This window comes from Dysgonomonas hofstadii, assembly GCF_014196915.1.
GTDB classification, from domain to species: domain Bacteria; phylum Bacteroidota; class Bacteroidia; order Bacteroidales; family Dysgonomonadaceae; genus Dysgonomonas; species Dysgonomonas hofstadii.
This window is the reverse complement of record NZ_JACIEP010000016.1, coordinates 31,111-47,132: the sequence shown is the minus strand read 5'-3', so window position 1 is coordinate 47,132 and position 16,022 is coordinate 31,111. Positions and strand designations below refer to the sequence as shown.

Annotated in this window: 12 protein-coding genes; 8 read left to right on the top strand and 4 right to left on the bottom strand. The window is 39.4% G+C overall.

What is annotated here, in order from left to right; translation table 11 throughout:
- Nucleotide 1: 1 nt before the first annotated feature.
- The 4 genes from GGR21_RS17450 to folK are packed head-to-tail and all read left to right on the top strand — an operon-like array spanning nucleotide 2 to nucleotide 3,127.
- The gene (locus GGR21_RS17450; RefSeq protein ID WP_183308523.1) at nucleotides 2–856 is read left to right on the top strand and encodes an undecaprenyl-diphosphate phosphatase; all 855 of its coding nucleotides are present in this window, start codon (nucleotides 2–4) and stop codon (nucleotides 854–856) included.
- The gene (gene truB / locus GGR21_RS17445) at nucleotides 856–1,548 is read left to right on the top strand and encodes a tRNA pseudouridine(55) synthase TruB (protein WP_183308522.1); all 693 of its coding nucleotides are present in this window, start codon (nucleotides 856–858) and stop codon (nucleotides 1,546–1,548) included. Before GGR21_RS17450 ends, truB begins: the two co-directional genes overlap by 1 nt.
- A 30-nt stretch (nucleotides 1,549–1,578) precedes the next feature.
- Nucleotides 1,579–2,628 (top strand): tRNA preQ1(34) S-adenosylmethionine ribosyltransferase-isomerase QueA, encoded by a 1,050-nt coding sequence (queA, locus tag GGR21_RS17440; protein WP_183308521.1) that lies wholly within the window; start codon nucleotides 1,579–1,581, stop codon nucleotides 2,626–2,628.
- A 1-nt stretch (nucleotide 2,629) separates the two neighbouring features.
- On the top strand, nucleotides 2,630–3,127 hold the full coding sequence (gene folK / locus GGR21_RS17435) for a 2-amino-4-hydroxy-6-hydroxymethyldihydropteridine diphosphokinase (protein WP_183308520.1): 498 nt from the start codon (nucleotides 2,630–2,632) through the stop codon (nucleotides 3,125–3,127).
- Nucleotides 3,128–3,133: 6 nt separating this feature from the next.
- Here folK and GGR21_RS17430 read toward each other — a convergent pair whose 3' ends face one another.
- From GGR21_RS17430 to GGR21_RS17415, 4 genes are all read right to left on the bottom strand, one after another.
- The gene (locus tag GGR21_RS17430) at nucleotides 3,134–4,588 is read right to left on the bottom strand and encodes a glycoside hydrolase family 10 protein (protein ID WP_183308519.1); all 1,455 of its coding nucleotides are present in this window, start codon (nucleotides 4,586–4,588) and stop codon (nucleotides 3,134–3,136) included.
- Nucleotides 4,589–4,595: 7 nt separating this feature from the next.
- The gene (locus tag GGR21_RS17425) at nucleotides 4,596–5,915 is read right to left on the bottom strand and encodes a TldD/PmbA family protein (protein ID WP_183308518.1); all 1,320 of its coding nucleotides are present in this window, start codon (nucleotides 5,913–5,915) and stop codon (nucleotides 4,596–4,598) included.
- Nucleotides 5,916–6,360: 445 nt separating this feature from the next.
- Nucleotides 6,361–7,785: a TldD/PmbA family protein gene (locus GGR21_RS17420; RefSeq protein ID WP_183308517.1), complete on the bottom strand. Its 1,425-nt coding sequence runs from the start codon at nucleotides 7,783–7,785 to the stop codon at nucleotides 6,361–6,363.
- Between the two features lie 41 nt (nucleotides 7,786–7,826).
- The gene (locus tag GGR21_RS17415; protein ID WP_183308516.1) at nucleotides 7,827–9,212 is read right to left on the bottom strand and encodes an MATE family efflux transporter; all 1,386 of its coding nucleotides are present in this window, start codon (nucleotides 9,210–9,212) and stop codon (nucleotides 7,827–7,829) included.
- Nucleotides 9,213–9,485: 273 nt separating this feature from the next.
- Here GGR21_RS17415 and GGR21_RS17410 point away from each other — a divergent pair, with 273 nt between their 5' ends.
- The 4 genes from GGR21_RS17410 (at nucleotide 9,486) to GGR21_RS17395 (ending at nucleotide 16,020) form a co-directional block, all read left to right on the top strand.
- Nucleotides 9,486–10,067, top strand: a complete 582-nt coding sequence (locus tag GGR21_RS17410; RefSeq protein WP_183308515.1) for a DUF4923 family protein — start codon at nucleotides 9,486–9,488, stop codon at nucleotides 10,065–10,067.
- Nucleotides 10,068–10,504: 437 nt separating this feature from the next.
- Entirely contained in the window at nucleotides 10,505–11,053 is a 549-nt protein-coding gene (locus GGR21_RS17405; RefSeq protein WP_183308514.1) for an RNA polymerase sigma-70 factor, read from the top strand.
- A 58-nt stretch (nucleotides 11,054–11,111) separates the two neighbouring features.
- A complete protein-coding gene (locus GGR21_RS17400; protein ID WP_183308513.1) occupies nucleotides 11,112–12,296 on the top strand; it encodes a FecR family protein in 1,185 nt (394 codons plus the stop codon).
- Nucleotides 12,297–12,513: 217 nt separating this feature from the next.
- Nucleotides 12,514–16,020: a SusC/RagA family TonB-linked outer membrane protein gene (locus GGR21_RS17395; RefSeq protein ID WP_183308512.1), complete on the top strand. Its 3,507-nt coding sequence runs from the start codon at nucleotides 12,514–12,516 to the stop codon at nucleotides 16,018–16,020.
- Nucleotides 16,021–16,022: the final 2 nt, after the last annotated feature.

Sequence of the window (16,022 nt, the reverse complement as noted above, 5' to 3'; positions counted from 1 at the left end):
AATGAGTATTATCGAGGCAATTATAATTGCCATAGTAGAAGGATTAACAGAATTTCTTCCGGTATCGTCTACCGGGCATATGATAATTGCACAAAGCCTTTTAGGTATCGAAAGTAACGAATTTGTAAAGGCATTCACTGTTATCATCCAGTTTGGCGCTATCCTGTCAGTGATTGTTCTTTACTGGAAGCGCTTTTTCCGCCTGAGAAATGATATTCCCGAATCGGCAAAGGGGAATTTCATCAAAGAGAATTTTTACAGATTTGAATTTTATTGGAAACTATTGGCCGGATTTATACCCGCAGCAGTACTTGGCCTTATCTTCAGTGACAAAATAGATGAACTATTGGAAAATGTAACTGTAGTAGCGGCAATGCTCGTACTTGGAGGTATATTGATGTTATTCGTTGACAAGTGGTTTAATCGTCCTGAAGAAGGGCCGCAAGAGATTACATATAAAAATGCTTTTATTATCGGGTTTTATCAATGTATCGCCATGATTCCCGGAGTTTCGCGCTCTATGGCTACTATCGTTGGGGGGATGACCCGTGGGTTAAGCCGTAAGAATGCCGCCGAGTTCTCATTCTTCCTTGCTGTACCAACTATGGCTGCTGCAACTGGCTATAAAGTATTAAAACTATTTACGTCTGACACAGGATTTGAATTATTACAAGAAAATATAGGAGTTTTGATTATCGGAAATGTCGTAGCATTTATTGTAGCATTACTGGCAATCAAGTTCTTCATCGGTTTTGTTACAAAATACGGTTTCAAATTATTCGGATGGTATCGCATCATATTAGGGGGTATCCTTCTGATATTATTGCTGACCGGACACGAATTAACGATTATATAATGGATTTTATTTCCGGAGAGATCTTATACATAAATAAACCATTGAACTGGACATCGTTTACTCTGGTAGGCAAACTGAGATATAAACTTTGTCGCAAAATTGGGATAAAAAAATTAAAAGTTGGTCATGCAGGGACATTAGACCCCCTGGCTACGGGAGTTATGATTATCTGCACCGGAAAGAAGACAAAACTAATAGAATCGTTCCAATACCAAACGAAAGAGTATATTGCCACAATCAAACTAGGAGCGACAACTCCTTCGTTCGATCTGGAGACTGAAATAGATAAAACATACCCTACAGAGCATATTACTGAAGAGTCGGTACAAGAAGTATTAAAGCAATTTACAGGAGAAATATGGCAGGTGCCCCCTATCTATTCTGCCTGCAAAGTCGATGGGAAAAGAGCCTATAAGTTTGCACGCGAAGGACAGGACGTAGAACTAAAGCCTAAGTTACTCGTTATAGATGAGATAGAACTGATCGAATGTAAATTACCTGTTATAAAGGTTCGGGTAGTATGTAGCAAAGGAACATACATAAGAGCATTGGCCCGGGACATCGGACAAGCTTTGGATTCGGGAGGACATCTTATAGGACTGGAGCGCACCCGTATTGGAGAAATCACCCTTGATCAATGTATTAACGGAGCACAGATAGAGGAATTTGTAGATGCACTCGTAATCGGATAAAAAGAATAATAACAAAATAATATATAGAACATGAAACTTTCTCAATTCAGATTTGACCTCCCCGAGGAGCTGATTGCAACGCATCCTGCGAAGAACAGGGATGAGTCCCGCTTGTTGGTCGTTAATCGCAAAACAGGAAATATCGAACATAAAATATTTAAAGATATCATTAACTATTTCGATGATAAAGATGTATTCGTCTTTAACGATACTAAGGTATTCCCTGCCCGCCTCTATGGAAATAAAGAGAAGACTGGAGCCACTATTGAGGTATTCTTGCTTCGCGAACTGAATGAAGAATTCCATTTGTGGGATGTATTGGTAGATCCTGCCCGCAAAATACGAATTGGCAATAAACTCTATTTCGGCGATGATGATTCTATGGTGGCCGAAGTTATTGATAATACAACATCGCGTGGCCGCACACTCCGTTTCTTATATGACGGACCAAGCGAAGAATTCAGAAAGGCTCTGTACGCACTTGGAGAAACTCCAATCCCGAAGTACCTGAACAGAGGCGAGGAACCTGAGGACAAAGACCGTTACCAGACTATCTTTGCCAAAAATGAAGGTGCTGTGGTTGCTCCTGCAGCCGGCTTGCATTTCAGTCGCGAGTTATTGAAACGGCTGGAAATTAAAGGGGTCGAATTTGCTTATGTCACTTTACATTCCGGCTTAGGTAATTACCGCGATATAGATGTAGAAGACCTGACAAAGCATAAAATGGATTCCGAACAGCTACAAATCACACAGGAAGCAGCTGATATCGTAAATAAAGCGAAAGACGCCAACCATCGCGTTTGTGCCGTTGGTACTTCCGTTATGAGATCCATTGAAACTATAGTAAGTACAGACGGACATCTCAAAGTGAACGAGGGCTGGACAAATAAATTCATCTTCCCACCTTACGATTTTGGAATAGCGGACTCTATGGTTACGAATTTTCACCTGCCACAGTCAACATTATTGATGATGACTGCTGCATTTGGAGGGTACGACCTGATAATGGATATATACGATCAGGCCGTGAAAGACAAGTACCGTTTTGGAACGTATGGTGATGCAATGCTTATAATTTAAAATGCTACTCGATAAAGTTCTGGAAAAAGAAAACCTGCATGACGTATTCCTCGGCTTGGGTTCTAACCTGGGAGACAGAGGTGAAAATCTCGATCATGCAATAAGTAATATAGAAAAGCGGATTGGCGAAGTAATCGCCACTTCTGCTTTTTACCTGACTGATCCTGTCGGTTTCCAATCGGACAATCAGTTCCTGAATGCTGTTTGCGAAGTCCGCACCAAACTTACCCCACTGGAAGTGCTGCAAAGGACAAAAGACATAGAGATAGAAATGGGACGGGATTCTAAGTCAAAGAATCAGATATACCATGACCGGATAATAGATATCGACCTATTACTATTCGACAATGACATACTCGACACCGAAGGCCTGACGCTACCCCACCCTTATCTGCATAAACGTGATTTTGTGCTGACACCTTTAGCCGAGATAGCCGGAGAATACGAACATCCGGTTCTGCATAAGACAATCAACCAGCTAAAAAAGGAACTGGACTAAATCTAATCAGTGTTCTTCCTCGGAATGAACGAAATATCCCGGGAAGCAGACTACACTTTCATTATGGTACCTGTCTGATGCTGTTACAAAATAGTAGAAACCGAAATCGCCCGTACTTACAGGGAAAGAGTAATGATTGGAGCGTATCCCGGTAGCTAAGATGAAGCCGGAATTTTCTTTATCAAAGTCTTCTGTAGCCGATACGTAGATGTTATATGTGAAACCTTCAGTATCATCCGGAGCAGCCCATTCTATATTCAGGTTTCCTTCATTGTCTTTATACAATTGAAGATCCACTGGTGAATTGGGAGCTTCATTCTCGAGCCACGTTAACGGAGGTAACTTTGCCGGAGTCGGATAATATGATTGTATGGAATCCTTTATTCCTTTCAGGTTATTCAAGATATTCCCTGCCCGAAAGAAAGACTGTCCTTTCACTTTATTGGAACGGGCATAATTCATCTGGTTTAGAATATCCTGCAACGACCAGTCCTGCTCATCCATCTGGTAAATACCTAACCCCGGGACAACGACCCTGTCTCCCGAATTGGCTACCCAATCGTCAAGAAAAGGATAGAAATACTTTTCACGGTGATACATCATGGGAAAAACCAGATCATGTTTTCCACTCTGCATCCAATATCCTGCATCCTGAAACACTGTTTCGTAAGCCGTCCAACCATCATTTGGAGCCACATCCGGAAGTACCTTGTAACGTCCTAATGGCGAACTGCTGATCTGCACCCATTTCTTTATAGACTTTACATTGTCATAAATTTCTGTTACCAAGCGATTTATATTATTCCGTCTCCAGTCGTACAGGTTCATCCCATTTCCGTATTTTTTAAATGTGGCATCATCGGGAAACTTACGTGTATTGCTGGGATAACGTATATAGTCGAAATGAATGCCATCCACATCGTAATTAGATACAATCTCTTTTACCAGTGATAATATTCTATTCTGGGTTTCCGGTCTGCCCGGGTCCAGATACCACACGTTGTTGATAAGTTTATAATAGTCGGGCTTGGTTTCAGTAACCACTGCTTTTCGCCGTTTGCCCTTTCCGGTATACCTTACTATCGCCCTTTCCATCGTATATGTTACAAGCCACGCATGCAATTCCATTCCTCTCTTATGACATTCCTCTATAGCAAAAGCCAAAGGATCAAAATTATCGGAATGATTGAAGTAAGGACTGAGCGGCTCAATTTTTGATCTGTAGAATACAGCACCTTGCGCCCTTGTCTGGAATAACACAGTATTGAAATTTTCTGCTTTGAGCTGGTCAAGGATCTTGATCAATTCATCCTTCTGAGCCTGCACACTTGTATTCTGAGTAGGCCAGTCAAGTCCCCAGTTAGTTGTAAGCCACACGGCTCTTACTTCTGTCGCAGGAGTTTGTTGTGCAAAAACAGGAATAAATAGAAAAAATAACGTCAGTAGTTTGAAAAATCTCATATTTGGTTTATAAGCCGCTAAAATTGACATCTCCGAATAGTAAAGATGGTAACCGCCACGACGAATTCTCACGAGGGTCGTTCCCTATTTCAACAAGATTTTCCCAAAGAGTAAGTAAATTACCTGTAATATTCATCTCACTGATAGGAGTTGTAGCCATCCCATTCTCAATAAGGAATCCTTCTATACCAAAAGAGAAGTCTCCTGTAGTGGAATTACTATTACCTCCGTTGAAACCTGTTACCCAGATACCATTCTGTACTGATTGTAACAACTGATCGAAGTTTTTGTTTCCTAATGCTACCTGAATAATAGATGGAGACGCAATAGTCGGGGTGGTTTCCATCTTCAGAGCATTGTATGTATCGATAAAATAAGTGTTCAATATGCCTTTATCAATAATAACCCTGCCTTGCGTGGCTACGCCTTCTCCATCAAACCATCTGGCGCCAAAAGAACGCTTCAGATGCGGGGTATCCTTAATTGTCAGTTTATCAGATGCTATTTTTTGCCCTAGCTTATCGAGGAGGAATGAATTTTTCTGTTGCAATGAGACTCCATACATAGCACTTATCATCGGAGACAGTAGGCGGGATGCTGTCGTATTATCCAAAAGCATGCTGTATTTCCCGGACTTGATTTTCTTCTGTCCTATCTTACGCAATGCCCTTTCCAAAGCGACCTTCGCTATTCCTCCCTTTTTCAGGTCGTTCCAGTAGACAGCACTATCATACCAATAACTTTCGGCACGGGCGTCACCATCAGTCTTTAAAGAAACTGATACTGATATATTAAAGCCGGAATCTACAGTTTCTCCTTCAAACCCATTGCTGGCGATCATGTATTCAGCCCCTACTCCATCATCGTAATAAGATGAAACAGAAATGATCTTTTCATTTGTTCCCAGTATCTCGTCTACAGTGGCCTTTGCCAGTTCCAGTTTTATACCGGTATCTACATTATCAAAAGACTTATCATACAAATCAAGATCATTGCCTTTCGATTTATAATACCTTTTAGGATCAGGCAACTGCCTGAATTTATCCTCTGAAAGATACCGTGTAGAAGCAATACCACTTTTTAGAAAAGCCTCCAGTTCACTTTTCTCAATTTTATTGGTCGAGAACGAACCATACTTATTGTCTACAAACAGTTCGATATATAGCTTATTTTCGGTGCTTTGTTGTAATTTATCCAACTGGGTATCCCTATATTCAAAAGAATTGTTCTGAGCGGTAATAACCGATACCCTTGCATCCTGGCAACCATTCTGCCTGGCAAACTCAATGCTCCATTGAGCGATCTCCTTATGTTGTTTTGTAATCATAATTATTTCTTTATTTAAATCAGAATGTTAAACCTTTACAAATAGTGTTCGGCAGAGCATCGTAGAGCCAATTATCAATCACCCAAGCAAAAGCGAGGCAAATGTTACACTTTTACAGCATTTTTCTCACTGTCATTTCTTCTGCCCTTATAACAGATTACGAATAGCAAATTGTAAGCGGCGGATATAAAAACTTTACAAACTTTACAGATTTTGCAAGTTTTTTCATTCCCGCATCTTTCATATTGATGCAATTTTCCTTACTTTACTGTCAATATATTATTTTGACTACGTCGATTTCACAATTCAAAAATCGCTTTTTATTAGCCTTTTGAGCAAAACCTGACACGTTTTTCTGTTTTTTCAAAGATCGTTTTAATAGCTACAGACTACTGCCTACTAACTACTAAAATATATTGATAAAGTTTCTCAATAAAAATACAAATTATTCTCCTCCTACGGTTAAATTACTGATCAACACTGATGGCAATCCTTGTCCGACTGGAGCGCTTTGCCCGTTCTTTCCACAGGTCCATGCACCTTCATCTATTTTCAGGTTATCGCCTACCATGGTAATATCGCCGAGAGCTTTAGCCCCATTTCCTATGATATTAATATCTTTTATTGGCTGGGTAAGCTTTCCGTTTTCTATAAGATAGCCTGTTTTCACAAAGAAAGTAAAATCTCCGGCCCCGATCTGAACTTGTCCATTTGTGAAATTATCGACATAGATCCCCTGCTTCACAGACGCGATTATATCAGCTTCCGGTGTTGTCCCGTTCTCCATATATGTTACACGCATGCGTGGCATAGGCATATACCTGAATGACTGCCGGCGTCCGTTACCTGTAGGTTTCACCCCATAGTATTTTGCACTGATGCGATCGTGCAGGTAGCTTTCGAGACGTCCGTCTTTTACAATATATGTTTTTTGGCTTTCTATACCTTCATCATCAAAATTGATAGAACCCCGTTGGAATTCCATTGTACCATCGTCAACTACATTGATCGTAGGCGAGCATATCTGTTTTCCCAGTTGATCGGAGAATATAGATGTCTTTTTTCTATTAAAATCGGCCTCGAAAGTATGCCCGATAGCTTCGTGTAAAAGAATGCCCGAACTTCCGGCACCCATCACCACAGGCATTTCTCCTCCTTTAGGTTTTATGGCTTCAAACATCAGTGAGGTTTGTTCCACAGCTTCTTTCGCTATAATATCGATCAAGTCCTGTGATAAAAATTCGAAGCCCATACGGTAAGCTCGTGACGAATATCCGTTTTCAATTTTCCCGTCCTGTTCCATTGTACAAGATCCTGACATGATACACATCGGACGGTAATCCCACGTGAGAATTCCTTCCGAATTGAAAAACAGAATGTATGATGTGGAATCACTCAGGTTTACAGTAGCTTTTATTGTTCGTTTATCCAGTGCGAATATATGGTCATTCAGCTTTTGAACAAATGATTTTTTATCTGCAACAGAGATATCTATCCAGGGCTTTTTAACTTTATAATGGTTACTGAAAAGGCTTTCTTTTACTTCTACCGGATATTCGGTCCGACATGAAGATGAAGCTATATTGGCTGCTGTTTGCGCAGCTTTCATCAATTCCTTCAGTTCTATATTTTCCACATAGGCATATCCGGTCTGATCTCCGCACACAACACGTATACCCGCGCCAAAATCAATATTCGAAGACACCCGGTTTACTTCTCCGTCACGTAAGGAAAGGCTGTTACTGAATGTATGCTCAAAAAATATATCGGCATAATCACCACCTTTGCCCAATGCTTCGGTTATAACTTTTAATAAATCGGCTTCTGTAACAGAAAATCGGTTTAAGATATTTTGTCTGTCTGTATTCATATTAATCAATTCTATTAGCAAATTGCTAATTTACATATTTTTTAGCTTATTGGATTCATATTTCCATCCATAGCTTCCATTTTTCTGAAACTTCGTACCTGCAGATAGAAAAGGACGGCAGTCAACACTGTAGCTACAAAGTCGGCAGTAGGCAAAGACACCCAAACTCCATTTATTCCGAAAAACTTAGGCAGGATAAACAAGGCCGGCAACAGCATCAGAAACTGACGTGTCAAACTCAGGAATATCGATTTACCTGCCATACCTATACACTGGAAGAAGTTAGTAACTACGATCTGATAGCCTACAAACGGGAGCATAATAGTTATTATCTTCAGAGCTTTAGCTGTTTCCGCAGCAAGAGGAGGAGACGGATTGAAAGGTTTTACAATCAACTCGGGTAAGAGAAGTCCTATAACCAATCCCACACAGCCGACGACCATCCCCACTTTTATGGTATAAAAGAGGGTTTCCTTTACTCTGGCTATACGTTTCGCTCCATAGTTATATCCAACTATCGGCTGCATACCCTGAGTCAACCCCACCATTACCATAATAATGATCATAACCAGCGTATTGGCTATTGCGTATGCTTCAATAGCTATATTACCTCCGTATGTTTTCAGTTTGTTATTAATAAAAAACACCACAACGGAAGCCGCCACCTGTATAAAGAACGGAGACATACCGATACTGGCTACTGCCCATACAACCTTAGGATTCAGACCAATATTCTTTTTACGCAATCTCAGCATGCTGTTCTGGTTCATAAAATGGTACATTACAAAACACAAACCAATGAACATGGATATAATCGTTGCAATAGCCGCTCCCTTGATTCCCCATTCCAATACGAATATAAAAACAGGAGCAATGATAATATTGGCGACAACCCCTATCAGCATTGTATACATTGCTTTGGCCGGATAACCCGAAGCGCGCATCATACTATTGAAGTTGAAGCACATGGTCAGAAAGATATTCCCCGGCAGATAGTATAATAAGAATTCTTTCGCAAAAGGAAATGTTTCTTCCGTAGCCCCGATCCTCATCAGGATGGGATCAAGGAATATAAATAACAATGTGACCAATGTCCCTGTAAGAAGAATAGTCATAAGAAAGGAATTCCCGATTATTTTTTCGGCAGTTTCCTTATCTCCCCTGCCTAAACAAATTGATATTCTACTGGCAGAACCAGCACCGACAAGCATACCCACTGCGGCAGTCAGATTCATAATAGGCAATACAATACCCAATCCCCCGATAGCATGGTCGCCCAAGTTGGGGCCATGACCTATATAAATACGGTCGATAATGTTGTACAAGGCGTTTACCATTGTTCCCACAATGGCCGGCAAAGCATATTGCCAAAGGAGTTTGCTGATCTTTTTATTTTCTAATTCGTCAATGTTTGCGGTCTTCAGCATTTCAAAGTCTGTTAAATGAGTTAAGGAGTCGTTCCTCCCATCTGTTTTTGGAAGTGCAAAGGTACAAATTAGCTTGCTATTAATATAGATTTTGCATGAATTAAAATCCTTGTTTGTCTTTAAGAGGTGGCAAGAAACTAAGCATAACGAATGGTTTAAAGTTAAATATTATCAATATAGCCATCTGTCCAAACCTAATATTGGACTAAACTGTTTATAAAATATCAGTAAAAGATTAAATATGTAATTTTCAATTAAAGGATTTTCAAAATAATGAAAAAGAAAGTATTTTACACAACATTAATGATTCTCTCAGGCCTGTTTATTGGCACAAATATAACAGAGGCACAGGTACTAAAGAAAATAGCCAATTCTACCATCAGTCATCTATCTTCGAATGACATTACCGGAACATGGAGATATACCGGAACAGAAGTAAAATTCAAGTCAGACAATCTTCTTAAAAAAGCCGGAGGAAAAGCAGCATCTGCAACCATGGAAAAGAATCTGGATAGCCAGCTGAATAAGTTGGGCATAGAAGCCGGTGTTACGATTTTTACATTCAGCGCCGACAGTACTTTCACAAATACGACCAGAGGCACTACAATGAAAGGAAAATACAGCTACGACAGCAGTACGAAATACATAACACTGAAATATGCAAATCATATACCCGTGAAGGCTCAGCTATCAGGTTCAGGGAGCAAGATCTCTTTGTTATTCGAAGCGAACAGTTTCCTATCCCTCGTTACTTTTGTTGGCAGCCATTCGGGAGTATCTGTAATCAAAAGTGTGACATCTCTTCTTAACTCATATGATGGAATGATGTTAGGTATGGAACTGAAAAAAGAATAAAATCTGAATATGCTCTTATCATATAAGAATGCCCTGAAAACATAAATTATTACTCTGCATATGATAAAAGTTAAGAAATAAATTCAAAAATAATCAATGATCATGTAAATAGCCGGAGAGTGTACTTTTACACTCTCCGGTTATTTGTTTCACACGCTTGCCTATATATTTCAAACATTTTGACACAAATGCCCTCAATAATCTTACCATTTCACATAAACCTTATATTATTTTTCTCTCTTTGAATTTTTAGGCAGCCTCTGAGAAGAAATTCGCTCTCAATTTTATATATTTGCTGAAGAAATCAGAAGCAGCATAGCTTATACTCTTACTGTCACTTACACATATCTGAAAATAACCCATATAAGAATATATTTTTATATCTAATTTTTTATATTTAAATTACTTTCTAAAAAGAGTTCAGGAGAATTGTCATAATGAATAAAAGCGAAAATGAAAACCCGAATGTATATGAAGACCTGTTTATAGGGTATTTCGAATCGCTCTGCTCATTTGTATATTCTTACATACCCGATATGGAAGTAGCAAAAGACATTGTTCAGGATACCTTTGTGTCTTTATGGAAAAACCGCGATAAATATGAACTAACCAATACTTTACTATATACGATTGCAAAAAACAAATCAATCGACTATATAAAAACGAGTCATCAGACAAACGGACTAAAAGGCATACCCATAGATATCTTCACAAATTTACTGCAAACAAACCAGGAGGAAGATTTTGATTCAAAAGAAATAATTGAAAAAATATGGGAGTATGTAGAAACATTACCAGCTCAATGCAAAAAAGTATTTATCCTGAGCCGGCACGATAATCTTAAAAACAAAGAAATAGCAGATCAACTCGAAATTTCTGTAAAAGCCGTTGAAAAACAAATAACCAAGGCTTTGAGCCTCATCCGGGCACATCTTCTGAAAAATGGAATTTCATTAACTATTACCTTATTATTATTTTTAAAATAAATTACTTCTTAAGGTAGGGTTTTTGTGACCTGAATCGTTCAATAAATATAATACTAATATGAAAGCATCTCCCTTGGATAAAAATATTTTAGGAAAATACTTTGATGGCACAATCTCAGATGAAGAATTAACGATTCTCTCTGGATGGATAGAAGAAAGCGAAGAAAACGAACAAGAGTTTCTCGCTATATACCGGATATGGAATTCCCTTGAGTTTGAAAAACACAAAGAACAAATTGATATCAGCAAAGAACTCGAAATTTTCAGAGAAAATATTCGGATAGAAAATAACATACCTAAATCAAATAAACGAAGAAAGATTATCATATCTTCCGTTGCTGCCGCCTGTATTCTCCTGTCTATACTAATCTTGAATACAGACTGGGTTAAACTATTTGCACCTGATACCTCCGATGATATTATGTCTTTTGTAAACACCAACACAAATCCGAATTTTACAGCAACAAAAGATATACAATTGATCTTATCGGATAGTAAGAAAGTAGAACTCGACTCCGAGAATGCAGATATTCAATATAAAGATGACCGTATAACAATGGATGACAGCAAGGATATCGCCAAAGACCAGTCATCCAGCTTCAACCAACTATTGATCCCTTATGGAAAAAGGTCTACCATTACTTTTTCGGACGGGACAAAAGTCTGGGCAAACGCAGGCACTCAACTAGTATACCCTATAGAATTTAACGAAAAGGAACGGGAAATATTTATCGATGGTCAAATATATCTGGATGTAGCAAAAGACGCTAATCGTCCGTTCATTGTTAAGACCAAAGATATGGAAGTAAAAGTACTGGGAACAAAATTCAACATAACAGCCTATAGTAAAGAAGATAACAATAACGTTATACTGGTATCGGGCATGGTTAATATCTCTAATAAAAAGACAAACAGTAAAACAACGCTGTCGCCCAATAAAATGTATGTATATGACAAAAATAGCCTGAATGAAAATGTAAAGGAGGTGGATACAAGCTTATACACATCATGGATTGACGGTAAATATATATTTAACAAAGAGTCCTTCGAGCATGTGCTCGCCCGTCTTTCCATGTATTATGGAGTAACGGTCGATTGTGAAGCAGCAGCCGGAAAATACCTGTGCTCTGGAAAGCTAAACCTGAAAGATGATTTTGATATAGTACTTGATGGGCTTGCCAATTCAGTACCGATATCTTATACTATGGAAGAAGGAATTTATAAAATCAAGCTATTAAAATAAAATTTACCAACTAAAACAATCACATTAACTCTAAAGAAAAAGCCTATGAAAAAAATATGAAGAATAAAAAAAATCAGAGAATATTGGCGTATCCTCTGATCCTAAAATCTAATTAAAATCATTGACCACAGATTATTAATTAAATTATCACAAATATATGATAAATATAAATTCTTTTAGTTTAAAAAATACTAAATGTAAAAAAGTATTACTATCCGTGAAGTTCACATTCTTTTTTTTCTTTTTATGTATTGGCATCTCCTATGCCGGCTCTGGTTTTTCGCAAAATAACCGCATATCACTACAGATAAAAAACAAGCCACTCAAAGAGATTTTCTCTATTATAGAAAGCCAAAGTGATTTTATTTTCTTTTACTCTGATAATGTCATTGATGTAAATAAGAAAGTAAGTATATCTGCTAATAATGAAGCGATTGGAGATGTTCTCGATAAAGTTTTCACTTCCACAAACAGCACATATGTGATCTCTGGAAAACAGATATATGTATCACATAAAACAAAAGAGTCTAATAAAAAACATACGGAACAGCCTCTGCTAGAAGTGCAAAAACAACAAGATATCCCTATATCCGGAATCATCAAAGATGTAAATGATGAGCCCCTCATCGGGGTATCTATTTCGGTAAAAGGAACACCAGGTAAAGGAACAATAACTGACGTAAATGGTAATTTCTCACTGGAAGTTCCTGAAAACACAACGATCGTTATTTCCTATATCGGACATATCACACAAGAAATAAAAGTAGGCACACAGCGAAGTTTCAGAATCACGCTTTTGGAAGATCCCGTAATGATGGATGAAGTGGTTGTAATAGCGTACGGTGAGCAGAAAAGATCCGCGTTTACAGGTTCTGCCTCTGTTGTAACTGCCGAAGCCATCTCCCGCCGTCCCGTGACAAGTGTGATGAGTGCCATAGAAGGTGCCGGTGTCGGTGTACAGGTTCAAAATACTTCAGGAGCTCCCGATGCTACTCCCGAGTTCCGCATACGTGGGGCCAGTTCGATCAATGCGAGCAAAGATCCCCTTATTATCGTAGACGGCGCAGCTTACGAAAGCGGATGGAATAATATCAACCCAAATGACGTTGAATCTATTACCGTATTGAAAGATGCTGCATCAACAGCCATTTATGGAGCAAGGGGTGGTAACGGTGTTATACTGATCACAACAAAAAGAGCCACAAAACAAGAGAAAATCGCAGTCACTTTCGATGCTAAATTTGCAATCTCCCAAGTGCGCAAAAGCGATTTATATGATGTGATAGAGAACCCCGGAGAATTCTATGAACAACACTACAGAGCCCTATACAACTACTTTCAGGATATATATGGATACAATGCATACCAGGCAAATCAGGCTTCGAATGCATTATGGACAAAAAACAGTGACGAGGGCGGTCTCGGATACCTTGTGTATACTGTGCCCGAAGGACAACAACTTGTAGGTTATAACGGCAAGTTGAATCCTAATGCGACATTGGGCAGGGTAGCCACAGGCACCGATGGGGGTAGTTACCTCTTGTATCCGGACAACTGGACAGACGAAACATATAAAACAGGATTCCGTCAGGACTATAATCTTTCTATAAGGGGAGGAACCGACAAAATGAGCCTGCTCGCGTCTGTCGGGTATACCGACGTTGAAGGTATTACCAGCACATCAGGCTACGAACGTTATACCGGACGCCTGAAAGGTGATTTCAGAGCACGTACCTGGCTAAAATTCAGCGGAAATATAGATGCCTCAAAGTCGAAAACAGACAGCGATCCCGATTATGAAAACAATTCGAATAACCTTTTTTCGAATGTAAATATGATGGCTCCTATTTATCCTGTATATATAAGGGATGCAAATGGTAATATCGCATACGACGATAATGGCAAAGTTTACGATTACGGCGACGGAACATACAACGATGGCGTTGCACGTCCCATCAGAACCGGATCGAACCGCTTACAGGAAGTACAATTGCAAACACGTAGAACCGAAGCCACGAAAGTCGGTGCACAGGGAGCAATCGATATCACGTTTATCCCCGAGCTGACTGGAACGGTAAATGTTACATACGCAGATAACGAACGGAGATATAAATCGACCGGACAACCGTTTTACGGAACATCGAATCCCGGAGGAAGCGTATCTGTGTATTCTTATAAGACCGAAACAGTGAATTTGCAACAGTTGCTCAATTTCAACAAGAGTTTCGGTGCCCATAATGTCAAAGCGACCGTGTTACATGAATCATACAAATATAATTACTACTATTTGTATGGTAACAAGACCAATATGTTCAGCTACTTCGAAAATCAGGAACTCGACGGAGCCATTACAATGAATAATATGAGATCATACAATACCGGATATCAGAGCGAAGGATTCGGAGGCCGTGTATTATATGACTATAAGGGAATCTATAATTTCGATGCATCATTCAGGCGCGACGCTTCTTCCCGTTTCCATCCCGATCACCGTTGGGGTAGTTTCTTCTCTTTCGGAGGAGCTTATCTTATATCCAAAGAGAAATTCTTTGATGTGAAATGGGTCGATGAACTGAAAATAAAATTATCATACGGACAAAACGGAAATGACCAGATTGGTAATCACCGCTACGTAGATACTTACGATATAGCAAATCTGAATGGTGATATTGCCCTTACCTTTAAGAATAAAGGAAACGAAAGCATTACCTGGGAAACCCGCTCTGCTATTAACGCCGGTGTCGAATTTGAATTGTTCAAAGGGCGTTTGTCCGGTGGTATCGAGTACTATAATAATAAAACTACGGACATGCTTGCTCAGGTTTCGGTACCCACGTCACTCGGATACTCTGCCTATTGGGCAAACGTAGGAGATATGCGCAACGCTGGTGTCGAATTAGAGTTGCGTGGAGATATTATCCGACAGAAAGATTTCCGTTTCTCCCTGAACTTTAACGGTGCAATGAACAAAGCCACAGTTCTAAAACTGGCAGCAGAAAGAACAGGCCAAACACTATATAATGGCAATGGAGACGTAGTAGGTAAAGGTTACAGCAGCGGTTCGTACTTTTACGGAGAAGGTGTGGAATACAAAACATGGTATCTAAAAAAATTCGCGGGAATTAACGAATCCGGACAGGCTATGTGGTATGTAAGAAATGACGATACCGGTGAGATCTCAACTACCACTACTTACAGCTCAGGGTCATACTTCGATTGCGGAAGTTCACAGCCTAAACTAATCGGAGGTTTTGGAGGAAGCTTCGGATGGAAATCACTTGAACTTTCATTTACTTTCGCATACAGGCTTGGTGGTTATGCTTATGATTCGGGATATGCCTCTCTGATGACGACTCCATATAGTGGGCGTACCGGTTATAATTTCCACAAAGACATATACAACTCGTGGACTGCCGAAAACCCAAGCGATACGTATGCGCGCTGGCAATATGGCGACCGTTATTTTACTTCGGCATCTGACCGCTGGCTTACCAAAGCCGACTACCTGAACTTACAGAATATTACTCTCAGTTATATCATACCAAAAAATATTGTAACAAAAATGGGAATCGAAGGATTAATGGTTTCCGCCGGCGTCGACGATCTGCTTTTCTTATCGAAGAGAAAGGGTTTTATTCCAAACCGCGACTTTGACGGAGATTTGGATATGGGCTATTATCCTAACACACGAAGATTCCTGTTAAATCTGAAATTCGATTTTTAATT